The 24,149-nt window shown below is 52.8% G+C and carries 30 protein-coding genes and 2 pseudogenes; 16 read left to right on the forward strand and 16 right to left on the reverse strand.

What is annotated here, in order from left to right; genetic code table 11:
• Positions 1–94: 94 nt before the first annotated feature.
• The 14 genes and pseudogenes from ABR39_RS00905 to pilV form a co-directional block, all read left to right on the forward strand.
• Complete coding sequence (locus tag ABR39_RS00905) at positions 95–766, forward strand: hypothetical protein (protein WP_047345397.1); 672 nt, start codon at positions 95–97, stop codon at positions 764–766.
• A 21-nt stretch (positions 767–787) separates the two neighbouring features.
• A complete protein-coding gene (locus ABR39_RS00910) occupies positions 788–1,414 on the forward strand; it encodes a hypothetical protein (RefSeq protein WP_047345398.1) in 627 nt (208 codons plus the stop codon).
• A gap of 72 nt (positions 1,415–1,486) precedes the next feature.
• Positions 1,487–1,993 carry a hypothetical protein gene (locus tag ABR39_RS00915; protein WP_047345399.1) on the forward strand — a complete coding sequence of 169 codons (507 nt, stop codon included), beginning with the start codon at positions 1,487–1,489 and terminating at the stop codon, positions 1,991–1,993.
• A gap of 15 nt (positions 1,994–2,008) precedes the next feature.
• Positions 2,009–3,106: a toxin co-regulated pilus biosynthesis Q family protein gene (locus ABR39_RS00920; RefSeq protein ID WP_047345400.1), complete on the forward strand. Its 1,098-nt coding sequence runs from the start codon at positions 2,009–2,011 to the stop codon at positions 3,104–3,106.
• Between the two features lie 26 nt (positions 3,107–3,132).
• Positions 3,133–3,543, forward strand: a complete 411-nt coding sequence (gene pilM / locus ABR39_RS00925) for a type IV pilus biogenesis protein PilM (protein ID WP_240477045.1) — start codon at positions 3,133–3,135, stop codon at positions 3,541–3,543.
• A 14-nt stretch (positions 3,544–3,557) separates the two neighbouring features.
• Positions 3,558–5,234, forward strand: a complete 1,677-nt coding sequence (locus tag ABR39_RS00930) for a PilN family type IVB pilus formation outer membrane protein (protein WP_047345401.1) — start codon at positions 3,558–3,560, stop codon at positions 5,232–5,234.
• A 1-nt stretch (position 5,235) separates the two neighbouring features.
• A complete protein-coding gene (gene pilO2, locus ABR39_RS00935; protein WP_047345402.1) occupies positions 5,236–6,540 on the forward strand; it encodes a type 4b pilus protein PilO2 in 1,305 nt (434 codons plus the stop codon).
• The gene (gene pilP, locus ABR39_RS00940; RefSeq protein ID WP_082132610.1) at positions 6,524–7,039 is read left to right on the forward strand and encodes a type IV pilus biogenesis protein PilP; all 516 of its coding nucleotides are present in this window, start codon (positions 6,524–6,526) and stop codon (positions 7,037–7,039) included. Before pilO2 ends, pilP begins: the two co-directional genes overlap by 17 nt.
• 2 nt (positions 7,040–7,041) lie before the next feature.
• Positions 7,042–8,601 carry a GspE/PulE family protein gene (locus tag ABR39_RS00945; protein WP_032650411.1) on the forward strand — a complete coding sequence of 520 codons (1,560 nt, stop codon included), beginning with the start codon at positions 7,042–7,044 and terminating at the stop codon, positions 8,599–8,601.
• Positions 8,594–9,688, forward strand: a complete 1,095-nt coding sequence (locus ABR39_RS00950; protein ID WP_032623575.1) for a type II secretion system F family protein — start codon at positions 8,594–8,596, stop codon at positions 9,686–9,688. The genes ABR39_RS00945 and ABR39_RS00950 overlap by 8 nt, the downstream gene beginning before the upstream one ends.
• Positions 9,689–9,701: 13 nt before the next feature.
• Positions 9,702–10,316 (forward strand): type 4 pilus major pilin, encoded by a 615-nt coding sequence (locus ABR39_RS00955; protein WP_032650407.1) that lies wholly within the window; start codon positions 9,702–9,704, stop codon positions 10,314–10,316.
• Positions 10,317–10,325: 9 nt separating this feature from the next.
• On the forward strand, positions 10,326–10,883 hold the full coding sequence (locus ABR39_RS00960; protein WP_032650405.1) for a lytic transglycosylase domain-containing protein: 558 nt from the start codon (positions 10,326–10,328) through the stop codon (positions 10,881–10,883).
• Entirely contained in the window at positions 10,868–11,542 is a 675-nt protein-coding gene (locus tag ABR39_RS00965) for a prepilin peptidase (protein WP_032650404.1), read from the forward strand. Before ABR39_RS00960 ends, ABR39_RS00965 begins: the two co-directional genes overlap by 16 nt.
• Positions 11,539–12,060 (forward strand): annotated as a pseudogene (gene pilV / locus ABR39_RS00970) (shufflon system plasmid conjugative transfer pilus tip adhesin PilV); the annotation flags it as partial. The gene ABR39_RS00965 and the pseudogene pilV, both read left to right, overlap by 4 nt.
• Before the next feature lie 304 nt (positions 12,061–12,364).
• Here pilV and ABR39_RS00975 read toward each other — a convergent pair.
• The 14 genes and pseudogenes from ABR39_RS00975 to ABR39_RS01030 all read right to left on the reverse strand — a co-directional run bounded on the left by ABR39_RS00975 (position 12,365) and on the right by ABR39_RS01030 (position 20,669).
• On the reverse strand, positions 12,365–12,490 hold the full coding sequence (locus ABR39_RS00975) for a type I toxin-antitoxin system Hok family toxin (protein WP_223540704.1): 126 nt from the start codon (positions 12,488–12,490) through the stop codon (positions 12,365–12,367).
• Positions 12,432–12,581, reverse strand: a pseudogene (locus tag ABR39_RS26145) (DUF5431 family protein); the annotation flags it as partial. The gene ABR39_RS00975 and the pseudogene ABR39_RS26145, both read right to left, overlap by 59 nt.
• A gap of 191 nt (positions 12,582–12,772) precedes the next feature.
• Positions 12,773–13,003, reverse strand: a complete 231-nt coding sequence (locus ABR39_RS00980) for a hypothetical protein (RefSeq protein WP_240477046.1) — start codon at positions 13,001–13,003, stop codon at positions 12,773–12,775.
• Positions 12,994–13,725, reverse strand: a complete 732-nt coding sequence (locus ABR39_RS00985) for a plasmid SOS inhibition protein A (protein ID WP_047345403.1) — start codon at positions 13,723–13,725, stop codon at positions 12,994–12,996. Before ABR39_RS00985 ends, ABR39_RS00980 begins: the two co-directional genes overlap by 10 nt.
• Positions 13,725–14,147, reverse strand: a complete 423-nt coding sequence (gene psiB / locus ABR39_RS00990) for a conjugation system SOS inhibitor PsiB (RefSeq protein ID WP_022650021.1) — start codon at positions 14,145–14,147, stop codon at positions 13,725–13,727. The genes ABR39_RS00985 and psiB overlap by 1 nt, the downstream gene beginning before the upstream one ends.
• Positions 14,148–14,189: 42 nt before the next feature.
• The gene (locus ABR39_RS00995) at positions 14,190–16,175 is read right to left on the reverse strand and encodes a ParB/RepB/Spo0J family partition protein (protein ID WP_047345404.1); all 1,986 of its coding nucleotides are present in this window, start codon (positions 16,173–16,175) and stop codon (positions 14,190–14,192) included.
• Between the two features lie 68 nt (positions 16,176–16,243).
• Positions 16,244–16,462: a DUF905 family protein gene (locus ABR39_RS01000; protein WP_096207697.1), complete on the reverse strand. Its 219-nt coding sequence runs from the start codon at positions 16,460–16,462 to the stop codon at positions 16,244–16,246.
• A 724-nt stretch (positions 16,463–17,186) separates the two neighbouring features.
• The gene (locus ABR39_RS01005; RefSeq protein WP_022650024.1) at positions 17,187–17,441 is read right to left on the reverse strand and encodes a DNA polymerase III subunit theta; all 255 of its coding nucleotides are present in this window, start codon (positions 17,439–17,441) and stop codon (positions 17,187–17,189) included.
• Between the two features lie 14 nt (positions 17,442–17,455).
• Positions 17,456–17,620: a hypothetical protein gene (locus ABR39_RS25965; RefSeq protein ID WP_154299603.1), complete on the reverse strand. Its 165-nt coding sequence runs from the start codon at positions 17,618–17,620 to the stop codon at positions 17,456–17,458.
• Entirely contained in the window at positions 17,604–17,795 is a 192-nt protein-coding gene (locus ABR39_RS01010) for a hypothetical protein (RefSeq protein ID WP_022650025.1), read from the reverse strand. The genes ABR39_RS25965 and ABR39_RS01010 overlap by 17 nt, the downstream gene beginning before the upstream one ends.
• Before the next feature lie 42 nt (positions 17,796–17,837).
• A complete protein-coding gene (locus ABR39_RS01015) occupies positions 17,838–18,338 on the reverse strand; it encodes an antirestriction protein ArdA (protein WP_022650026.1) in 501 nt (166 codons plus the stop codon).
• 392 nt (positions 18,339–18,730) lie between these two features.
• Positions 18,731–19,399 (reverse strand): hypothetical protein, encoded by a 669-nt coding sequence (locus tag ABR39_RS01020; RefSeq protein ID WP_047345405.1) that lies wholly within the window; start codon positions 19,397–19,399, stop codon positions 18,731–18,733.
• Positions 19,400–19,869: 470 nt separating this feature from the next.
• Positions 19,870–20,205 (reverse strand): hypothetical protein, encoded by a 336-nt coding sequence (locus tag ABR39_RS01025; RefSeq protein WP_047345406.1) that lies wholly within the window; start codon positions 20,203–20,205, stop codon positions 19,870–19,872.
• Positions 20,202–20,669 carry a hypothetical protein gene (locus ABR39_RS01030; protein WP_047345407.1) on the reverse strand — a complete coding sequence of 156 codons (468 nt, stop codon included), beginning with the start codon at positions 20,667–20,669 and terminating at the stop codon, positions 20,202–20,204. Before ABR39_RS01030 ends, ABR39_RS01025 begins: the two co-directional genes overlap by 4 nt.
• 364 nt (positions 20,670–21,033) lie before the next feature.
• On the opposite strand from ABR39_RS01030, the gene umuD reads away from it, so the two are divergent.
• Both umuD and ABR39_RS01040 read left to right on the forward strand, forming a co-directional pair.
• The gene (gene umuD / locus ABR39_RS01035; RefSeq protein ID WP_047345408.1) at positions 21,034–21,462 is read left to right on the forward strand and encodes a translesion error-prone DNA polymerase V autoproteolytic subunit; all 429 of its coding nucleotides are present in this window, start codon (positions 21,034–21,036) and stop codon (positions 21,460–21,462) included.
• Positions 21,462–22,733 (forward strand): Y-family DNA polymerase, encoded by a 1,272-nt coding sequence (locus tag ABR39_RS01040; protein ID WP_047345409.1) that lies wholly within the window; start codon positions 21,462–21,464, stop codon positions 22,731–22,733. Before umuD ends, ABR39_RS01040 begins: the two co-directional genes overlap by 1 nt.
• 3 nt (positions 22,734–22,736) lie before the next feature.
• Here ABR39_RS01040 and ABR39_RS01045 read toward each other — a convergent pair whose 3' ends face one another.
• Both ABR39_RS01045 and parM read right to left on the reverse strand, forming a co-directional pair.
• Positions 22,737–23,066, reverse strand: coding sequence for a plasmid partitioning/stability family protein (locus ABR39_RS01045; protein WP_123156757.1), 330 nt, complete (start codon positions 23,064–23,066; stop codon positions 22,737–22,739).
• A 64-nt stretch (positions 23,067–23,130) separates the two neighbouring features.
• Positions 23,131–24,102 carry a plasmid segregation protein ParM domain-containing protein gene (gene parM / locus ABR39_RS01050; protein WP_047345411.1) on the reverse strand — a complete coding sequence of 324 codons (972 nt, stop codon included), beginning with the start codon at positions 24,100–24,102 and terminating at the stop codon, positions 23,131–23,133.
• Positions 24,103–24,149: the final 47 nt, after the last annotated feature.

Genomic DNA, 24,149 nt, shown 5'->3' on the forward strand with positions numbered 1-24,149 from the left:
TCCTGTAGCCAGCCAGCTTTCAGGCTTCTTTCATTCTGGCGGAATGAAGGTACAGACGTCATTGCCAGAAACCGGAACCAGAGAGAGACAAACCATGCAATCCACCCAGGAACAGGTCAGCCATCTCTTGTGGTGCATTCTCGTAGCCTTACGTACGGCAGTCGAAAACCATCACATAACCTCAGAGCGTGGCAAACGTAGATTCATCGCAGAATGGCTAAGCGGAGCACGAAGAATACCAACATTCAAAGGGATGGGTAGCGAGTTTATGACTATCCGGCAGTTGCTCGAAAACGAACGAAATCGTCCCATTGATGACGTCCTGACTGCGCTCTGGACCAACGCTGTTTCAACCGGGAACTGTGATCTGTTTCGTTTTCGGGCAGTCCTTAATTCACTTCTCGGCCTTGGCTGGAAGCACTGCCTTTGCCCCTGGCCTGAGCAGGTTGTAACTGAAATCATGGAACGCCAGCGAAATCGTAAGAACCACATCCTACAGTTCACCCGTATGGAAGAAGCATTTACCGCGACAGGCTCAATGACTTCCCCCGTCACGCTTCAACTCCTCCTGAAAAAAAATGAAGATGATGAGGTAGAAAAGTCTTTCTATCTCGATCGTTTCTCTGTTGTCCGTGGCCGCGATATCTCACTACCCAAAGCCACTCTTCGCACACTCTATATCGGACATCACACACTGCCGGAGTCAGCATGGGGTGCTCGTGAAGGTGTCCGCTACGGGGATGTATGGCGCCCTGACCTTCATTAATCTTTTTGCCGAGGCTTAATCATGAAAATGCATACATTGGGCGTGCTATGTTCCCTGCTGGCGTTATATGGCTGCAACGGAGCTACTACTTCAAACCAGGCTAATCACCGTAATGAAATCGGGCAGTATCAGAAAAACGAAACTGCATACATTCCTGTCAGAGCCAGTATTTACGAGCTTTCCACTCCCGTAACGCCTGAACTACACGAATTGCTTGAACAGCCAGGTGCAAAAATATCTTTAAGACCGGTCAGCGCTTCACTGGAAGACGAACTCACGGAACTGGTCGCTAAAGGGGACGTCAGGCTGCTCTACGATATGTCCGGAGTCACAACCAACAACAAGGCATTACTTTTCTCTGTTTCAAATTACTCCGCTCAACAACATGCAACGACAGGGGTGAAGAAGAAAGAAAATGTCGTGGATGATCTCTCATTAGTGATAACGCCGGCTCTTTCCGCAGACTCTGCATTAAAGCAGATGACCGTTGAGCTTTCCCGGACCACTGGCAGCTCAAAAAATGAATATTCCCGTTACGCTATCAACTTCCGACAACTTCTCAGATTAAAAGGTGGACAGAAGCTCAGTGTTGCTCTTCCCCTCAATGACGAAACGAACCGCCTCATTATCATCTCTCAAAAAACATAACCGTCCCGACTCGTCACTCCCTGCTCCCTTTCATATCTGTATTTCACTAACAACTAACTCCGGAGTAAAAACATGAAACATATTACCCTTGCCGTATTGCCGCTTATCCTGAGCGCCTGCTCGTCCTCACAGCCCGATCAGCGTATTGACATTACTCACGGCAAACCAACCTCTGTCCAAAAAGTGGTTTCTCTCAGGATGGATGCGCCGCTCAGCCAACCTGTTACTTTCGACAACTCAGACAGCGTACGCTATGTAAATTCGGTCACTACGGAAGATGGGAAAATCGTCAGTAAGGAATACCGCACTCTCTCTTATGGGACCACGGTCAGGGCTGTCGTCAGCGATGCAGGGGATGACAAACAACTCGTTTCACTGGCGGTACGACACGCCTGCCATCCCGAATTAACAAAACTCCCTGCTGGCTCAGCCGAGGAAGGGATAGACCTGCCCTCGCAAAATTACATAACTCAGCAGCAAAAAATTCTGATAGCGCGCGGAGACGATGTTCTGATCAGCGGTTCCGGTTTTGACGTGAACTGTGCTTTTCCACGTATTACCGTTCACCCCACCGAATAACACCCGGGGATCATCATGAAAAAAATTGCCCTGCCCCTGTTAATACCGTCGCTGTTAAGCAGTTGCGCGGGATTTAATAACCGTAACATTGCTCCTGACACCCCTGCACTCGTGTTTGTCGATGGCCAGATCAGCGATAGTGCCGATATCATTACACAGACACAGCGGCGAATTGCGCCTCCGGCGGCCACTCCCGTTCCCGTACGCCAGCCGACACCCGTAGCGGTAACATCTCAAACCGCCCCGCTGCCGCAACCAGCAATGATGGCCTCCTCCGCAAAACAAGCCAGCTCAGTGAACCCCATCATGAATCCGGCGCTGCCGGCACTCACGTTTACAGGCACACCAGGTCCCGTTGCCGTTCTGTCATTATCACCGGTGCGTAACCTCACTTTCGAACAGTGGGTCAGGCGCATCATTCCGACTGGCTGGACGCTGAACTATGAGAATGCCCTGCGACCTGTACTGAATACCCGTATCGTCTCGGTCGACACCAATGACCAGTGGACCAGGGTGCTCAACCGTCTGCTGACAGAGCAATCCATCCAGGGTCAGCTGGACTGGGATCGTCATACCGTCACATTGCAGCGAAAGGGGCAAACCGCTCAGATGACCATCCCTGCACTGTCCACTGGAAACCTCCCTGCTCCGCCACAGGCGTCTGGCGCGCCGAGAAATCCGTTCAGTGGACCGGAGGTGACCCAACCCATACCGCCGGCAGCGGTTAAAACCAGCACATCCTCTGTAACAACAAAACCGGTGAAGGCACCAACAGCGGTAGTTAAAGCACAACCAGCCACCGGGGAACCAGTCGCACCTGTGGTTCAGGGCAAAACCTGGCTGGCGCCATCGGGAACGACTCTTCGGGAAATGTTGATGAAATGGGCGCAGGATACCCGCTGTGAATCAGGCGCATCATCGCACTGGACGGTTATCTGGCCAGTATCCGTGACGGATTATCGGCTTGACGCACCACTGACCTTCCGCGGCTCATTTGAAACCATGCTCGGTCAGATGTTCGACCTTTACCGTTCAGCACAGAAACCGCTTTATGCTGAAGCTTCCCGCATGCAGTGCGTGGTATCTGTCACAGACACTCCGGCAGGTCGGTGATGGGCTGGGTCATACTGGCAATCAGCATGATATTTTTTCTGATTGTCGGTGATATAGATTCGCAACAAAATCAGACCAGCCGGACTGCAATACAGACGCAGAGCGGCCAGCTTTATGCCTCCCAGATCCTGACTATCGCCAACCGCGTTAACGACTGGCGTTACAAAACTGGCCAAACGAACGGCACAGTTCCAGTTGACCAGCTGGGTCTTCCCTTTACTCCCGACGCCCGGATCCAGTACCGGTTACTTCAGAGTAGATTGTGGGTCTGGATGCCGGAACAAGCTGGGCTCGTTGACGCCTTACGGGCACAGAGTCGCGGTTCGGCACTCATCGGCACCATGAGAAGCGGCCAGTTAATCTGGCTTTCCGGTCTGGCCACCGGGCTCACGGCTCCACAGGGCGTTCCTGAAGGCGCTGTGGTTTACCTCAACTAATCCGGATTTCCCCCATGAAGAAACCCCTTTTGCGGCGCCTGCTGATGGCGTCCTGCTTTGCCATGCTCGCAGGTTGTACCTTCTCTGAAATCAACAAAATGCAGACTAAGGCACAATCTGACGCCACGGTAGCCCGCGCACAGGCACAGCTCCCGCGAACACAACATCAACAACCACTGACCTGGACGGAGCGTCAGTGGATTAATCCTAGTCCTATCCCGGTCGCCGTTCGTGAACGGAACCGACAGGCTCCGTCATGCAATATCACCCAGGCAAAAAATACAATTACGCTACAGGAACTGGCACAACGCATCACCGCGCTGTGTGGAACCCCCATTATTTTTACTCCTGACGCCCTTGATATCAGCCAGAGCAGCGTCAGTACCGGCGTCACACGCCAGATGAGTGGCACACTACCACCACCTGATGACAGCGGTCGGACGCCACTGGCCAGTCTGGGGGGCGTAACTTCTTTGCCGACTGGAGGAACCAGCCAGCCCCTGAACCTTACCGGACTGATGTGGCAGGGAGACCTGGGCGGACTTCTGGATCTGATGGCCAGCCGTAGCGGTCTCTACTGGCGAATGGATAATGGAACTATCGTGTTCTATCTGATGGAAACCCGGACCTATTCGCTGGCCATGCTGAACACTAAAACGTCCAGCACGTCGAGCGTCAGCTCAGGGACGACCAGCAGTATGGGAGCCACCAGTGGTACAGATAACTCCGCCTCCGGCGAATCCACAACTTCCCAGAGCACAACCACGGGGCAGGAATACGATTTGTATGCTGATCTGCGAAAAGCTGTGGAGTCGATGCTGACCCCGAACAAAGGTCGCTACTGGCTGTCCTCCTCCAGCTCATCACTGATTGTGACAGACACGCCGTCAGTACAGGCCGCTGTGGCCCGTTATGTGAACGAGCAAAATCTCATCATGAACAGGCAGGTAGCCCTGAATGTTGAAGTTCTGAGCGTCGGTAACTCACGAAACGAAGATTTCCGGATTGACTGGAACCTGGTGTACAAGTCACTGCACTCTGCTGGCGCCACGCTTAACAACGCGACAGGGGATCTCACTGGCGGTATTTCTGCTGGCGCGTCCATTCTTGATACCGCTACTGGTAATGCCGCGAAGTTTGCTGGCTCCAGCCTTCTGCTGAAAGCATTGTCAGAACAGGGCGATGTCAGCGTCGTCACTTCTCAGTCCAGTACCGTGACTAACCTGACGCCCGTGCCTATTCAGATGGCAGATCAGACGGTCTATGTAGCGCAGTCGGCTACAACGACAACCACCGATGTCGGCGCCACTACAACGCTGACGCCTGGGATGATCACCACCGGTTTCAACATGACCCTGTTACCGTTGATTCAGGAAACAGGTAACGTTCAGCTACAGGTAAACTTCAACCTGTCAGATCCACCGACCATCCGTAACTTCACGTCAAAAGACGGGAACTCTTACATCGAGATGCCATATACCAAACTGCGCTCTCTGAGCCAGAAGGCAAATCTCCGGGCCGGGCAATCTCTGATCCTTACTGGTTTTGATCAGAACAATACCTCCGTCAATAAATCCGGCACCTTTACGCCAGGGAACCCGCTCCTGGGCGGAAGTCAGTCAGGTAAAAACGAACGGACCACCCTGGTCATCGTGATCACACCGACATTCCCGCAAAGTTCCGGAGGCTGAAATGAAGGATGAGGATTACCTGTTTACAATCCGGGATGGAAAATCCCGCAGCCGTTACTGGCTGGCGGGGATGGACTGGGCGCCAACGGAAAAACAGAAATTTCGGCTGCCGTCATTTCAACTAATAAAATCACGTTCCGGAAGAACAGACGGCGTTGGCGTCCACACCTCAACCGGACAATTCAATACACGGGAAAAAGGGCAATCAGTCGCAGGGAGTGGCAGATTGCCCGTCCGTTATCGCCGTCACCAGCTCTTTTCGCTGGCACTCGCGTTCTGTGCCAGCACACGAAATGGATACGGCATTTATCGGCTGAGTAGTACCGACTTCGTGTTTCTGGCCAGTATTAATGGTGTGCCTGCCGTCACTGCCGATAAAACAGGGAGTGCGGACAAAATGCAGGAGCTGCTGACACTGTTCCTGAGCATGAACGAACCGCCCCCAGAAGGCTGGGACTGTCTGGCATCAGTGGAAAACCCCCTTGATGCTAACAGTCTCTTTGCCGGACTATCTGCACGCAGGCGACAGCAATGCCGTGTGCATGTAGATGGGCTCCGGAGACAGCGCTGGTTACTGGCTTGCGCGATACTGCTGCTCGGCTCAGGCGCCATTGCCTGGTGGCAGACGACCACACCACCGGAGGAACCGGTACTCACCGCTGAAGAAATACAGGCCAGGGCGCGCGCAATGTTCGCCAGTCAGGCAAAACCTAAGGTTTTGCCTCATCCCTGGGCACGCGAGGTAACAGCCCAGGCTCTGATCGAGGATTGTCAGAGAAAGACCGATCCGGCGCTACATGTTCTGGGGAGCTGGAAACTGGCATCCGGGACCTGCTCTCCTGACGGGATAACCCTTTTGTACCAGATTATGCCCGGTGGCACAGTTGAAGGGTTTCTCGCTCGCAGTCAGGAGGTCTTCGGTGTCACGCCATTATTCAATCTCAAGGAGGGGGGGCGGGAAGCCCGAATTTCATTACCGCCCCCGGACAGACCACTCAGAGATGAAGCAGTGCCTGACAGTTCATTGCAGCTCATCCGCATCCTCTCCTGGTTCCAGCGTCAGCAAATCACACTCAACATCACCGATGTAGCCATGCCTCCAGTCCTGCCGGGGTCGAACGGAGAACCGCCTCCTGTGCAGGACTGGCAGGAATACGCGTTTAGTTTTTCCGCGCCCCTCCCCGCCATCATCTTATTCGACGGTCTGGATGAAACTGGTATCCGACTTACCCGTTTAACATTCGAGCTGAACGGAAGTGCGTTCAGCTATACCACTGAAGGTAAAATTTATGCGTCAGCAAAGTAAATTTCTTCGGCAGGCGACACTCTGGCTCCTGCTGTCAATATTCGGGCCTTTACCCGTTCAGGCCTCTCAGTCAACGAACCAACAGGTATCACAGCCAGCAGGGAATCTGACATCCGGTGTGACAAAAGGGCAGCTTGAACAGCTGCATATACGAAACGTTATTCTTCAGGCAGAAGTTCAGGGGGCGCAACTGCAGCGCCAGCTTGAGGAAAATCAATCCAGCGCCAGCACTCCTGCCACCGCTCTTCCCGGTGCCTCCTTCGGCGATACTTCACTGCCCGGTCAGCCTGCACGCCCGGTTACCATGAATAATCGCCCTGTCGTTCTTGAGATTAACGGCCGCGATAAAAACCTCCGCGCCACACTGCAACTCCAATCAGGACAGTCATTGGTTGTATCGCCGGGAAGCCGTATTCCAGGGATGGAGAGCACAGTCAAGAGCATTACGCTAGCCGGCGTCACACTCAGCGATGGCACACTGCTTGCCTTTGGGGACTAACCATGAGCGCTATTACTGCAGAATCTCTTCTGCTGTTTGATGACGGTGACAGGAAAGAAATCCTCATCGATACCAACCAGCGAGGCGTCCCAAGTGTACAGGCCGCGCTGATGGACTTAATGAACAAACACCCGGGGATCAAACATCGGTTTGTCACTCTCTCAGACTTACGAGAGGCACGGAAAAAGCAGGAAGCTCAACCGCAGGCCAGCGCCAAGACAGGATTAACTCTGGCAGACCTGGATGGAGACAGCAGCCAAAGTGAGCAACGGATCCTGAACTATTTTTCAGTGGCCAAAAAGCTCGGTTCCTCAGATATTCACTTTCTGATTTCTGATTCGCTCTTCCAGGTCAAAATGCGTGTCCACGGCTATTTACATGTGGTGGATGAACGTCGGCGGGAGGAAGGAATGTCCCTCTGTGCCACCTGTATTCTCTCGATGTCGGATGTGTCAGAAACCAGCTTCTACCCACACCGGGAACAGGATGCACGACTCTCCCCGGCCATGATGCGGAAAATAGGACTGTTTGGTGCCCGCTACAGTCACCGTCCAACTGGCGATGGGCTGATTGCGGTTATGCGACTTATTCCGGATGACGGTAACAACGTACCTGACTTCCTGCAACTGGGTTATCTACCCGAACAAATCAAGCTGCTTAAACGCATGATTGACCGACCTGAAGGGAAGATCATCCTCTCGGGACCAACTGGTTCCGGTAAATCCACCACACTCCGTACCGCCTGCCGTGTATATCTGGATACCAACCCCGGGCAACACCTTCTGACCATCGAAGACCCACTTGAGGGGCAGGTCGTGGGAGCAGTTCAGACACCGATCATCTGCGACAAATCAGATGAGGAAGCAGTACGTATCGCCTGGGGAAAAGCTATCTCGTCAGCGCTGCGACTGGATCCGGACGCCATTATGGAGGGTGAAATGCGTGACCTTGTCTCGATGCTGGCCACCATTTATGCCGCCCAGACCGGGCACCTGGTGATGACCACCCTGCACACAAACTCAGCACTTGGCATCCCGGAGCGTATGGTTACGCTCGGTGTTAACGAAAATCTGTTGTGTGATGCCCAACTTTTAATCGGGCTAATCAGTCAGCGTCTGGTACCCACGCTATGTCCAGAATGTCGTATATCCTGGCAGGATAAGGTCAACACCTTAAGTGAGGAGGAAAAGAACTGGCTGGAGAAATACTGCAATATTGAAGGCGTCTGCTCGACCGACAGGCTCTATTTCCATAACCCGGACGGGTGTGAAGCATGCACACAGGTGGTGGAGATCAACGGCCAGGTGCGTGGCAAAGTCGGTCAGGGTATCAGGGGACGTACCGTCATTGCCGAGGTTATCGAGACCAATAACCGTCTTTTTAAACTGCTGAAAACTGACGGCAAGGTCGCGGCTCGCCAGTTCTGGATAAACAACATGCAGGGGATCAGTCGTGTCCGGCACGTTCTGCATAAAATCAACGAGGGGCTGGTCGACCCGCTGATGGCCAACCGGATCATTCCACTCGATGAAGATGAACGTCTGGAGGTGGATGATGCGTGAAATGCACTTCCTGAAACGACTCCGATATAACCTGGTTCGTAAGACGTTCAGCGGTCAGTATCGTGTTCAGTTCTATGATGCGCTGCGGTTTCTGATTGAAAACCGGCAGAAACTAAAGCCTTCACTGGAGAAAATGCGCAATGCATGGACGAACTTCGGCCAGAACTGGCATCCCTACGTTGAGCTGACGGACGACTGTATTGATGCGTTAAGGGAAAACAGCGGCGAAAAAACGCTGGAGCGTACACTCACCCGGTGGCTACCTGCCGCAGAAGCATCCGTTATAAGCGCCGGCATACGCAGTGAGTCACTTCCACGCTCACTAAGATACGCCTGTGCCCTGACCCACGCGGGTAAGCGTATTCGCGCAGCTGTATGGCAGATGGCCATCTATCCGATTGGTTTTGCCATCATGTTGTCCAGTTCCATCTATGTACTGAATGCCGAGCTACTTCCCACGCTGACAGAAATCAGCCCGCCAGAGAACTGGACCGGGGCGCTAGGGTTTCTTTACGGGATCTCAGTGTATTTCAGTGAGTATGGAGTGATAACCGGCATCGCCGCCACCGCTTTAATTATCTGGACGGTCTGGTCACTCCCGCGCTGGCATCGCCCTGACAGGCTTCGTCGTATATTCGACGGGCTGATGCCATGGTCGGTTTATAAGGATATTCAGGGCGCGACCTTCCTGTTGAACATCGGTGCACTGCTACAGTCCGGCGTAAGAACCAAAGACGCGCTGGAGATCCTGCTGGAAACGGCATCCCCTTGGCTTGCTGTGCGTATTGATGCGATTACCGAACATGTGCGTGAAGGTAAACATTTCGGACTGGCTCTGAAGGACTGTGGTTACGATTTTCCGTCGCAGGAAGCGGCCAACTTCCTCTCCCTTTTGCAGGGTGATGGAGACGATGAAATCATCATTAACTACGGACAGCGCTGGCTTGAACAAACCCTGGAGCGCGTAGCAAAGCGCGCTGTTGTAATCCGCGGACTCATGTTCCTGGCAATGATCCTGATGCTTCTGCTTCTGGTCCTTGTCGTTATGGATATTAATGCCCTTAACAGCTCGTCGGGCTCTTTTTAAATGAGGAAACATCATGCAATTTAATTCTGAACCAACTTCTCAGCCATACAAACCAACTAAGGCGCTTTCGCAACACCGCGGCTGGGGCTTCCTGGAGCAGGGCAGCATCGCGCTAATCGTACTGGTCGTCATCGGGATCGTCCTGGCGGGATACTTCGCCCTCAAAAATAACGTCAACGTAGGTAAGGAGTCGTCGAACATTCAGTCGCTCATCACAAGCACCCAAAACATGATGAAAGGAGGAGATGGATACACATTCACTTCCGGTGCCAAAATGATGGGCTCGCTTATCCAGATGAAACTTCAGCCTAAAAGTATGACTGTACGTGGTACCCCCTCTTCCGGGACTGCCACGCTTTATAATGGATGGGGTGGAGCCGTGACACTGTCACCTGTCACAGTCTCCGGGTTCTCAAATGGGTTCTCTTTGACCTACGAAATGGTTCCTCAGGGCGCCTGCGTCTCGCTAGTCACACAACTCAGTCGCGCCAAAATTGCTGATGCGATCACCGTCAACTCCACGGCGCACAGTGATGGGGTCGTGACAACTGAAGAAGCCAGCGCGCAATGCACAGCTGACAATGGCAGCACAGGTACCAACAAGCTGATCTTCACGATGAACAGCTAAGGAGACAACATGCGGAGAGAACGCATTCTCTCCTGCCACCTGTTAATGACGCTGCTCATTCTGTCCTTTTCCTCCGGCCCATTGATGGCCAGCACGAACTCCCCGCCTGCGACTTTTGATGCCTGCTTTAACAATGCCGGTGCCCGATACCAGATCGAGCCACTGCTGCTTAAGGCTGTGGCCAAAGGGGAGTCCTCGTTCCGTCCATGGGTCACAAATACCAACCGGGATAAAAAGGGTAATCCGGTCAGCACGGACTATGGGTTGATGCAGATTAACTCAACCCATGTGCCGAAGCTCGTCCGGATGGGTGTCATCCAGGGGGCAGAAGACCTGCTGAAGCGCCCCTGTCTGAACATTCAGATAGGGGCGTGGATCCTGGCCAGCCACTTTCAGGTATGTGGTGTGACCTGGAATTGCCTCGGGTCTTACAACGCTGGATTCCGTAAGGATCGGCACGAAACTCGTGAGCAATATGCCAACCGTATCTGGGGGTTCTATCTGGAGCTGAAAGGTCTTCGAGTCTGTCGACAGGTGAAAGGAAAGCGAATATGCGAACCATCATAGTTACGAGTCTGACGACAGCATGGAGTCTGCCGTTACTACTGGGGTTCGCACTCCTTGGCAGAGGCCTGATGTGCCGCGTGCTCGAATTTCTGGAAGAGCACCCGATAAACGTTAAGGGACAGAAAACAACCTTGACGGCAGGGATTTGGCTCTTCGCTACTTTCAGTATGATCGCCGCCCTTGCACCGGTTCCTGTTGCTGATCGGGCAGCTGCCATAGTGATGATGGCCTTCCTTCTTCAGGCCGGGAGCACAGACGCAGTCAGTGGATATCTGCCACGAACCTTCACAGTACGGCTTTTACTTGGGGGATTGCTCTGGGGAGCAGCATCAGACGTTTCAGTTGAAGGTATATCTACACAACTGGCGGAGATCGCAGCAACAGTCAGTCTGATGGCGCTACTGAGTGTCCTGGTAAACCGGGGCACTCAGCGTCTGGGTCAGGGAGATTTATGGCTGATAACTGGCCTGACTGCCTGGATGGGGGGGAAAGATGCTGCCCTGGTCACTCTGTTTGGAGCAGCAGCCTTTGTTCTCTGGCTGTTAACCTGGCATGTATCGGGGAAAAAAGAGGGACCGCTGGGACCCTGGCTTTGTCTTAGCGGGAGTATTTTCCAGCTCACTCTTCTGTATCAACCTGTATGGATATCGATTCTATGAAAAAGCATGATCGTGGCTGGGCAAATCTTGATGTCGCTCTGTCGCTCCTGGTTGTGATGGCAATGGCCGTCTTTGGGCTCACTAAATACAAGGACTGGCAACAGGAGAAAAACTGGCAGGTTGAAGCAGCCCATATCAGTACCTACGCAGCAGCAGCGCGTGGCTACGTCGGGCGAAACTATGCGACGCTGTTAAGTGCAACCAGCACTACCGCACCGACAGTGATCACCACAGCCATGCTTAAAAATACCGGTTTTCTGCCGTCCGGTTTTACCGAAACAAACAGCCAGGGCCAGCGTATGAACACGTACCTGGTCAGAAACGGGCAAAACACGGAATTGTTGCAGGGAATGGTGGTATCAAGCGGTGGAAGTGTATATCCGGCCAAAGCATTGAGGCTGATATCGCGGGATATCAAAACCGGATTCGGAGGATACATCGATGACGGTAAAACTGCCACTGGTGCCTTACGGACGTGGAAAATCCCGCTGAGTAGCTACGGAGCTAGTTCCGGAAACCGTTCAAAACGGTCATGGAGAGGCATACGAAGAAGCCCTGCCTGAAGCACAGCTTCAGCAGACTAATCACAACTGCGTATATGAACAGGACAAACCGGAGGGAGCAGAGGGGCTGCGCCGGAGGCGCGCCCCGCTTCCCCCGAACCCGCAGGGGTTCGGTCCGTCCCGGAAGTTTAGGCGTGCGGTCGCGTCGGGATGGAAAAAGGGGCTACCGGCGAACCGGCAACCCCTTCATAAAGGCGCTTCAGGCATGGCAGAGCAACTCAGCCCTGAAAAGGCGGGGTTTCCCCCGCCTCCAGGTAGCTTACTTACCGGATTCGTAGGCCATAAAAGCCGCCACCTCCCTGTTCGTGTCCCTGTACCGGATTTCGCAAAGCGATTTCCGTGTCAGGTAAGTGAATATCAGCAGTGTGAGACACACTATCAACACACACCAGAGCAGGGTACTTCGTGGCAGTTTCATAGCTTACTTCTCCTTGCCTTTCGGCAGGTAAGCGGCTAATCTGATGTTGTTCAGGCATACAGATTAAGCCTCGTGGTTAATGAAAATTAACTTCGGGGCTTTCTGCTTTCTGCCACACAACACGGCAACAAACCACCTTCACGTCATGAGGCAAAAAGCCTCAAGCGCCATCGCCATTATATCCCGACGAGCCGATTCTGCCCAGGAATAACAGCCTGATTACTGGATAAATCTTCACCTTTATCTGATTTACTCAGGATCACTTCTGCCTGTGGACCAGTTCTGTATCTGTTCGTCGAGCGCCTCAAGATGCTGATCAATGCTTTCTGCGAGTCGCTCACTTTCAGTCTCCAGCCAGCCACTTAATCCGTCCCACTCATAGCACATCTCTTTCAGCTTTTCCGACATAGTCCGAAGTTTATTGCGCTGGCTGCGGGCAACCTTCAGCTCCGTTTTCCACGGATTGTTTCTCACGGCCATATAGACCTCAGCGTGATTTTGTTCGGTACCATCCAGCGCTCCAGCTCTTTCTCCGCCGGTGTCGAGGATCCCGCCACATCATGTACATCGAGCACAATTTCATGCGCACGGTCATAGTAAGCTTTCACCAGATGAGACAACGAGGGGCTACGTTCTGTCCACGCCCACAACATTCGCTGGATGTCATAGTCCCGTATATCCTGCTGGGACCAGAACTCATACCATGCACGCAGTGTCTCCGGTGTCTGAAATGCCAGGTCGATTTCAGCCTGCCCCACGCGGTTCTGGTACTTCTCTTCCTTTTCACGGTGTCGCCGTGATTCCTGACGGGAATAAAGATTATCCTCGCGCACTTCCCGCTGCGTGTGGCGCTCTCTGATGCTGAACGCCTGTTCCGGAAACAGGTTCTGCACCATGTCGGTACCGAGCGGAGGGTAACACAGGCGACCGCGGCTACTGATTAGTATGTCAAACGCCTCTTCATATCGGGCCAGAGAAATTTTATCGCCCTTCAGCCAGTACGCCCCGCGCACCTGGTTGATCGCCTTTCCACTAATTTTACTGCTGCCAGTCAGGAACCGGAAAAATGCTCTGGCATAGGGATACGGCTGCGGGTGTCGGCTTCCGTACCGCCCGCCCCCCTCTTCTACGGCAATAATGGCTCGTAACGCTGCCTCACGCTCCGGCAGTTGCGTGACAAGAGAAAGGTGACGAGGGATCATCAGGCCACCTCCATGCGCAGCGTTGAGAGAATATCGAAAATTGAGTATCCATCACTGTCCAGCCTGCTGGTCAGGCTTAGCACATGGTTTATCACAGCAGCGTCAAATTGTGGGCATGAGCGGATACAGGATACTTCCTGCCCTTTTCTCCAGACCAACAGCATGATCCAGTCCTGACTAAACTCACCAGGACTACACAGAACCACTTCAAATCGGCCATGAGTGGGTGAAAAACGGATCTGCACGGGAAATAAGCCCCCGAACTCGCTACGATACTCCCCGTTAACATCCCAGTTTTCAGGCGCACTCAGTGCCCCCATAACAGCGTGTGTCATCTCACGGCGGTAGGAGTAACCAGCGGCGCGGCAGGTTTCGAAATCTTCTCCGATCATGGAGGAAAGCTTAAAGTTTGGCATATTCATCAGATATCTCCTTATTGCCGCCCCGTAGGGCGGCTATCCTTATCAGGCGGCAATTGCCGCGTTGTCAGTGTCGGTATCGGTGCTGTCTTTTGCATCAGGCTGCGGTGACTGTAACCATGCAGGAACCCAACGGTTCTGCTTCATAAAGAACTCCGCATGCACTGCCGCGTCGCCTTTCTTCATTTTTTCTGCGTCAGCAGCGGCACCAGTCAGACCTGCATCTTTAAGTGAAGTGACTATCTGTGAATGTTTCAGGCTACCGAAGTAGTTCTCTTTTGTAGGCTGCCACCAGTCGCGAAGGTGAAAACCTATCGCGGCCTCAACCGTATCGAGAGGGCTGCGTGATGTGTGTCCATTATCACGCGTCTGTACACCATCTACGGAACAAGCCGCACAGAAGGCCAGCAATGACATCAGTACCTCTCCGTTCAGGGCGAAGAAGGTCGTGAAGTCCTTCTCCCATCCTGCTGGCAGCAGGGTTTTCAGGCGCTCTTTTTCGGTCATCAGGGCTTCAAACGCTGCGCCTTCTTTACCGGACGGGGCGTTCTCAGTGAGGCTGCTGTGAGAAACGGTCAGGTTGATACGGAACGGATGCGGCGTGGTCACACATCCAGCAAAAACGCAGGTACACATACGCCAGACCATAAGCGCCACAGCCTTTTCAGGTTGCTGCATCAGCGCGGCCTGTACCGCCAGAGTGCGCTCGGATGACATTTTGGTGAGCAGCGGGATGCTGATCCCTTCTGCTGCATCAGGTCGATGCATATGAGTCACGGCAGGAGACTGCGCGGAATCCTCTCCGTTACTGTCATGGTCAGGTAAATCAGACATGCGGCATATACCACGCTGAATACGAAGCGCACCGTGCATGAAGCTCACCACCACGCCTGATTTTGCTTTCAGATCTTCTGTCCACCCACGAAGCTCAGCGGCATGTTCAATGAGGGATATTTCGCTGCTAATGGCCTCGGCTTCATCACTGTCAGGATCCAGAGCGTTAAATTTGTCGGACAGTTCATCGATACGGCGGCTGTCATCTTCGCTGTAGATTGCATCTGGCTCCGGCAGAATGCGGTAGTCCTTTCCGTCAGGTCCGTAAAGGTTAATTGCAGCCAGACGTCCGGTACCCCACATCCAGCCCTCTTTTTGATGGATTTCCTGAGCGATCAATTCAAGTTTTTCCAGTACCAGACGTTCAACAAGCAGACTGTCTACTGTTCCGTCCCCTTCCTGCTCACTGAACAGATCTTCACGGACAATTCCGCCTGCGGCTTCATAAACTTCCCGCCCGATAAATGCGAAACGTGGATGCGAGACAGAAATTTCACTTTCCGTAATACGATTTTTAAGTGCGTTTACGGTAGTGCGTCCCCATTCCTCCTTTACGCTTTCGTAAACAGCAACCTGACGCTCAGGATCGCTTTCAAGACACAACACCTGACACTGTTCAACATCAAGCTGACCTTCTGCCAGAAGTGCAAGCAGTGACGGGGCAAGACTGGCAAGTTTGAGCATGCGCTGGACGTGGCGGGAACCGTACCCAAGCACCTCACCAATCTGCGCGGGAGTTTTTCCCTGCGCCGCCAGCGTACCAAACGCTGTGATCTGCTCGGCAGGGTGCATGGTTTCAAGCTCGTTGTTCTCGGCGTAAGAAGCCTCAACAGCAAGCTCGTCGCTGACACGTTTAACCGGAACCTGATAATCCGGTTTGATACGCCCCATTTCAGACATGAGCGTCAGCGCAGTCAGACGCCGACCACCTGCTGCCACACCGTATTTTCCCTCGGGCAGGGCATGGACAACCAGATTGTGAAGCAGTCCGAGGCTTTCAATGGAGTTAGCCAGTCGCTTAACGCTCTCGGTGGTGTAGGGAATCGTGCGCACGTTCAGCGGTGATTTAATGAGATCGGTCAGCGGAACATACTCAATGACTGCCGCGTCGAGGGCAGTTTTCAGCGCCTCGTTTCCGGCAGTTTTATTCTTACTGGTTTTTTTTGGTGCTTTTGATTTAACATCTGCAACTGTCATGATTTAGTACCTCTCAGTATTAATGATTGTCTTGCCCTGCGGAGTGACAGCTCCGACAGGGCACCTTCTTACTGCTGTTTTCTGGCTCTGTAACTGGCAAGAGCGCGGTTAAGCAATGCCCCCACGTCGTTCTCAAAGTTCCACGCGCACTTCGTCAAAAACCCTTCTTCACCCCGCACAACAAGCTGAAAATAAGTACCCTGATCGTTCTCAATACTGACGTTGGTGTACTGCGCCACCAGAGCGGTCGCCTCTTCACGGGTAAACGGCCCCTGAGGTAGCACCACGGATGCAGTGACGGTACTGCCATTCAATAGAGCCGCCAGTTCGTTTTCTTCGGCGGTGGGTTCGCGCAGCAGCACTGGCTGATTCAGAAATTCCTGTAATGTTTTTCCCACTGAATACTTCCTTTAAAAAAGTGGCTGGTTTTAAAACCCATCACCCGTTGAGTTACGGGAGCCGCGGTTTTGACGTTTCGCGGGAACCTGCTGAACTTTCCCGGGGGATAAAACATCACCCGTTTGAGAACCTTCGCCGCAGGTGCGTAAACGACACCGGCCGAGGCAGATGTCCGGGGCGGACGCAAAAAGTTTTTGCCTGCAAAAAGTTTTGGTGGCCGTGCGTCAGCATTCACCCTGGACAGCCACGAGGACTGTGGCGGTCTCAGCACCCGGAGGAGGGACTCAAAGGGGTGTAAAAGGACCGGATGGAATGGGCAGGGACACGCCGCAATGACGGGAAGCCGCGCGCGGCGAAACGACATTGCCCCCTACATCACGACGGGGTATTTACGGCGTGATGCAGGGAGCGCAGGAAACGGCGCGACTGAGCGGCGCAGCCGGAACGGCTGCTGCAAGCGATGGGGGTTGCGTCATGGGATGGACACCCGCTGCCCCGCAGGGGCCGGGCAGAGACAGCTTTGCTGGCTCTGTGCGAAGCATGACAGCCCGCCCGGACGCCCACTGCAACAAAGGCAATGAGTTTGATTTACAGCATATCTTACTGAAAAAATTACTTTTTATTTGCCTCGGCCATTTCTGAATATTGTGGATCGCTGGCTTTCGGCAACTGCTGGCTAAGCTGGCGGTAATGGCGCAACCTTTCCAGAAAATATTCGCGAAGTTCTTCGGGCACCTCTCGTGCCACAATTTCCGGCACCACTGGCTGATTTAGCCGCTCTTTAAATGCCACACCTGACGCGGCCAGGTCTACGGCGATCCTGTCCTGATCCTCTTTTGAACGTACCGAAAGATTAAATTCGCTCATGTTTTTCCTCTCTTTCACGCGCCTGCAACGAGATCGTTGCTGACTTTTTCTGCCGGGGCGGTTTGTTGCTGCGCCGCAGGCGCGGTAACAACCGCCGGCAGGCAAAGCCTGCCAGGATTTTTCGCGCGGGCTAACAGGCGGATGATACCGCCTGCCAGGTTATCAGTTACCTTTTCCACCCTGCAAAATGAAATGACCGCCGATATACACCGCACGCTGGCAGGTCATGTAATAGCATATTTCGTCGATCACCTGCTCCGTTCTTAATTCCCGTTGACCATTTTCACGTCGACGGGCGTTAATAATATTTTTGTACTGACGCAGGATGTCACGGGTCTGTGGATCAAGTTTCATTTTTATTCTCCTTTGTGGCGGGGCCCTGCCCCGCCTCTGACATCAACCGTTGAACACGTAGCCATCCAGAAATACCAGACCATCCAGGAACAAATCCCGCGCCCAGGCTCCCATATCGAAATAGCAACGCAGCGATTCCGGAATGTCATTGAGAAGGCCGCACTCTTCTGCCATAGTCCAGGCGTAGTCCTCTTCGCTCTCAGCTTCTCCGCAATAAGCATCCTCGAAGGCGTCATAATCACACTCTCCGGAGTATTCCACCCAGGCAATAAATGCAGCATCCATACCGTCCTCTACTGCGCGCTTGTAGGCTTCAATGAAATTCCAGTCAACGGAAGATTCGGATGCAAATGCTGACGGGATCCCTTCCCAGTCCTGGAACATGAGTTCCGGGTCGGATTCATTGGCGTGCAGCTCGTTGCAGGCTTCCAGAAACTCTGCTTTATCATCAAAGTCAGTGAGGTCAAACCATTTACCGTAGAGGCTACCGCAGTTGTATTTGTGGTACGTACCTACATAAATCGCCGGGGTGGTAGTGTTCATTAAATATTCCTCCAGTGTCAGTGTCGTCTGAGTTCCGGCTTACGCCGTGCCGACACGACAGCCCGACTACGAGCGGAAGATGCAGGGGCGACACCGGAGGCCGCAGCGCAGATAAATAGCGATGACGATCTGGACGGTTCTCCAGCGAATATTGAGCGGGAGAACGACGGGAAGAACGGCATCAGGCGTAAAAATCTGCGACCGGGCGAGGATGGCGGCGGAGCGAACCCTTGCATCTGAAGCGATCGGGCTAAAGTGAAGGCACGGCGTTAGCCGCAGACCGCACGGACGTTTTCACCTGCGTGCCCGGAACATCGTGGAGGGTGCGCCGGTAAAGCGGAGCGTGCGACATCCTTTTCGCCATTAGGCGGGGCGCGCTGCCCCGCCTAAAATCAGGCGGCAATTCGTATGCTGGAGAAGGATTTCATCATCGCGTCAATCTCGGTGCGGGCGCTGCAAACAACATCCCGCAGCCAGTGCCTGTCAAACCAATCACGGGATGGGCTGTCAGGGTGACGAAGCGCATAAGGCACGTGGGTCTGTCCGACTGTGCGCCCATTACATTCCAGGCGGATTTGCAGACGACGAAAGATTTCCTTCCCGTCGAGTACCGCTTTAAGACGTGCATCGAGAGTCTCGTTATCCCATTGCGCATCATCCTGCACCTGCTCTACTTCCGTTACTGTCAGGAGGAAATTGCGAGTTCGGCGGGTAAATACCAGCGGTTCAGCGGCGGGACGCAACGCTTCCATCAAACGGTATCCGGCGGATGCCACGCAGCTACAGACGTGGTTAATCTCGTCACGCAGGGCTTTCAGCAGGCAGAGGATATGTTTCGTGGACATACCCTCAGGGCAATTATCATATTCAAGCGAAATGGTTCCGGCATGAGCCTTACGATGCCCCAGCGAATTACGATAAAGGCGCACAACCAGTTCACTTCCTGCCAGCAATGGCAGCAGCACCTTCATAGACTGATCGGACATCAAACCACGCAGTGCAATCTCAGGTAACAGTCGGTGCAACTGTAAAGCATCCAGCTGGCCATAGAATGGCGACACCTTCTCCTCTGGAATAATTCAGGCTTGTATCGATATCCATATTGGCTGGCCAGCCGCGCGCAACCAGCGTGTTACGGGTATGACGGTGCATAAAGCGGTAAGCAATGGTCATGGTGATCTCCTCTTCTGAATGCGGCGACGTCTTCGCCGTGCCGACACGACAGCCCGACATCGAGCGGAGAATGCAGGGGCGACACCGGAGGCCGCAGCGCAGAAAATGATCATGGCGGTCTGGACGGTGTTCCGGCGAAAATTGAGCCGGAACACGACGGGAAGAACGGCATGAAGCAATAAATTACTGCGACCGGGCGAGGATGGCGGCGAAGCGAACCCTTGCATTTGCAGCGTTCGGGCTAAAGTGAAGGCACGGCGTTGATATCCGCCGCGCCGGCGCGGCATAAAAAGCGGAGTGAGCGACTTCCTTATGCGTTGAAGTGACACCGGCCAGCATCAGCTGACCGGCAATGATATCAACGGGTATACTCCTCCCAATAATTATCATAATGATCAATAGCATCCAGCCGCTCCTTCGTACCGGTAATTGACCAAGTATCCAGGAACCTCAGGCCTATGAGCACTGATTTCTCGACATCATCCAATAAAATAATACTGCAGAACCAGACAGTTCCTTCCTGATACGTCCAGCAATGATCAGAGTCTTCCCCTTTTAAGACTGGCCACCATGTGCGCCCCATATGCATGGCACCGGCTTCTGCCATCTCCAGATTTTCAGCCTCGATCAGGACGTGAACAAATGTCTCTATATTCGCAATTTGTGTCTGGAATCCAACAAGCCATGTATTCATGTGCGCTTTACCTCATCGATGGCAAAGCGCAGGTGATCCCAGTTAAAACCATAATTTGCGTCATGGGAGTAATACGCCCGTTCCATAGCGGCAGCAATACTTGCGGAATCGAGCGAAGCGTCAACCTCAAGAAAGTCATCCTCCAGCCAGAATGTGCCGGTACAGAGAGCCACCAGGGGGTATTCCTGCAGACGGGTAATCATTCCCCCCACAGTCATCTCACGACGCAAAGCATGAGATGGGGTAAGCAACGAATCTGCGACATCGTTCCAGCACCATTCTTCATCATCGGGCACAGGCTGTTGAATGGTCTGGAGATGAACACCAGGCATCCTGGAAAGTCGTTCTAACACATCACCCAGATAAAGTTTTTCACCGCTACCGTCTTCACTTCCCAGGTAGTGGTTGTTGATGTATACGGCAAACTCCCCATTATCAAGATCAATACAGGTCAGTCTAAACATTCTTTAGTCCTCATCATCCGGCACCAGTCTGCGCCGTGCCGACACGACAGCCCGACATCGAGCGGAAGATGCAGGGGCGACACCGGAGGCCGCAGCGCACATAAAAAGCGATGACTATCTGGACGGTTCTCCCGCGAATATTGAGCGGGAGAACGACGGGAAGAACGGCATCAGGCGTAAAAACTGCGACCGGGTGAGGATGGCGGCGAAGCGAACCCTTGCATCTGGAGCGTTCGGGCTAAAGTGAAGGCACGGCGGGAAACTTCTTTAAGCAACAGAGAGTTAAAAAATGGGCAAAGCAAAAACTTGAAAGTACACTCAATAAAGCAATAATACTGTATATAAATACAGTGCGGAGGTGCCTATGTTTGAATTATTACGTGTCGATTGCGAACCGGAAATTATACCTATTCCTCTTTACAGTGAGAGGTGCCCAGCGGGTTTCCCGTCCCCGGCGCAGGACTATGTCGAAGCCGAACTTGACCTCAGTGATTACTGTATATCCAGACCCAGCTCGACATACTTTGTGCGAGCTATCGGTAATTCCATGAATGATATTGGGCTACATTCAGGCGATCTGATGATTGTTGATAAAGCCGAAAAGGCACAGCACGGCGATATCGTTATAGCTGAAATTGAAGGTGAATTTACTGTTAAGCGATTACTACTGAAACCGAGGCCAGGGTTACAGGCAATGAATCCGGCCTACCCTACTCTATGGCCAGAACCTGAGCAGCTACAAATTTTCGGTGTCGTAACTGCCTTTGTACACAAAACCCGGGGACATGACTGATGTTCGCCCTGGCAGATGTGAACAGCTTCTATGCGAGTTGTGAGAAGGTCTTTCGTCCTGACTTGCGTGATAAACCAGTGATCGTTCTTAGTAATAACGATGGTTGTGTAATAGCGAGATCGAAGGAAGCGAAGCGGCTTGGAATCAAGATGGGGATCCCATGGTTCCAGCTGAAGGCAATGCAGTTCCCGGAGAAAATCCTTACGTTTTCCAGCAATTATGAGCTGTACGCGAGTCTGAGCAACAGGGTCATGGCACACCTGGAAGAACTGGCGCCCCGCGTTGAGCAGTATAGCATCGACGAGATGTTCCTAGACATTCGCGGCATCGATGGCTGTACTGACTTTGAAGATTTCGGGCGCCAGCTGCGCGAGCATGTCCTAAGCGGAACCGGACTCACAATTGGCGTCGGGATGGGGCCAACAAAAACTCTAGCAAAATCAGCACAATGGGCTTCTAAGGAATGGCCACAGTTCGGCGGCGTGTTAGCCCTTAACACCAATAATCCAATGCGTACTGAAAAGTTGCTTTCTCTGCAACCGGTAGAGGAAATTTGGGGGGTTGGGCGCCGCATAGGCAAAAAGCTGAATACATACGGCGTGACGACCGCGCTGCAGCTGGCGCGCATGAACCCTGCCTTTGTGCGCAAGAACTTTACCGTGGTACTGGAGCGAACCGTACGTGAGCTGAACGGTGAGGCCTGTATATCTCTTGAAGAGGCACCGCCCGCGAAGCAGCAGATTGTCTGCAGCCGATCATTCGGGGAGCGCATCACGACTTACGAAGCGTTGCGGCAGGCTATCTGCCAGTATGCCGAACGCGCGGCTGAAAAGCTGCGGGGAGAGCATCAGTTCTGCCGGCACATATCGGTCTTTATCAAAACCTCCCCTTTCGCAGTCAACGAAGCGTATTACGGAAACGTGGCCAGCGAAAAGCTTCTTGTACCTACCCGCGACACCCGGGACATCATTAATGCCGCAGTAAAGGCCCTGGACCGAATCTGGCTCGACGGGCATAGATATGCAAAGGCCGGCGTAATGCTGAATGACTTCACTCCTACGGGAGTAGCACAGTTAAATCTTTTCGATGAGGCTAAGCCGCAGGAACGAAGCGAGGAGCTAATGAAAGCCCTGGATGGCATAAACCATTCAGGGCTCGGGAGGGTATGGTTTGCTGGTCGTGGAATTGCACCAGAATGGCAAATGAAAAGAGAGATGCTTTCTCCGGCATACACGACCAGGTGGTCCGATATCCCCAGAGCCTCAATTTGAGTATCAGAAGAGGCCTTTCATTTTGACTCGGGCCTCTTCAAGTCGCCGCTGCTCATCATCTTCTACGACTTCAGGTTTGATTGCAGAATCAAATGTCCCTGCCCCCAGTTCTGTAAGCACATCACGAATATTGGCCTGGGACGGCTTCCATCCCGTTGTCTGACTGAGTAAACCTACCAGACTATCTGCAGTGAAACTCTTATCCAACAACAGTGCAAGTAAGCCAGGAAGCCGTGGGTCGAGGTGGTGAAGTGCTAAGCCGGAGATAAGCGCTCTCCTATATAAATCTCCTCTATCGCTCCGTGGGACAGAATCAATAATGTCTAAAGACATATTGTCCGCCGCCTGGTCCGGATGAAGATATACCGTAAACTTCTTCCGTTCCTCGCTCACAGTCCTATTCCCCTTTAAATGCTGCGATGGCTTCTACGAGTGATGTTTGCGGCGAGTCCATCATGACAACCTTCGAGCCCAGATGCTGCCAAGCAGCCTTAACAGCATCCTCGATCAGTGGCGCACCGCCACCAACAATATAAACCCGGTTAACGTCCCTGAACCCTGCCAGGTCATCGACAACTTGGGCACCCAGTGTAGCGATCGCGCTATCGATGGTATCCAACACCAGTGCTGTCTTGCTTTCATCGTTGATAACCTGACGGACGAAGTCAGCGTTTGTTCGCTGTTTGATAAGTTCATCAGCGACCATAGCACTCGTGTTGCTGGATGCCATTTTTAACGCCGTGAGTGCAGCGTTCGTCACCAAGGATACGCCGATATCCGAGTTTCCGTGTATCGCGCTGACAGAGTCGAACTGACCAACGATAACGCCAACGTCGAGAGTTGTACCTCCGAGATCAATCACCAGAGACTTTTCGTACTGCCCTACATTGTCTTTCACCAGGCGTTCAAATACGGCAGGCAAGGATTCAGGCATGACTTCGACGTGCTCAATGGTAAACACCTCGCCTTTGTTCAGCTTGACCGGACGCATCAGATTGTCAGTTTTCCGCTGAATATTCAGCTCATTCTTCTGACAATCCCTGGTGTAGAACTCACTAATAGGTAAGGTCACTGTCAGTGAGACAGGCTGAGGTTTCAGCCCGCTGTTCAGAAGTGCATGGTGAACCGCCAGAACGTTTACATCGGTATATTGATACTCAATATGAGTAGTAAGAATGGATTCATTGCTGACTTCGTCATATGTGTACTTTTTACCTTCAAGCTCATAGTTGAAGGTCTGACGTACACCCATACCCTCCACTTTCCAACCCTCACGAAAAGAGTTAGATGACAATGACTTATGAAGTTTCTTATTGTTGATCCATGCAAGTTTTACAGTTGTAGAACCATCATCACAATACACTTTCATCCTGAACCCCTTGATACTCAAATTGAGAAATCCGATTGAACTTAAGT

This window comes from Enterobacter genomosp. O (genome assembly GCF_001022965.1).
GTDB lineage: Bacteria > Pseudomonadota > Gammaproteobacteria > Enterobacterales > Enterobacteriaceae > Enterobacter > Enterobacter cloacae_L.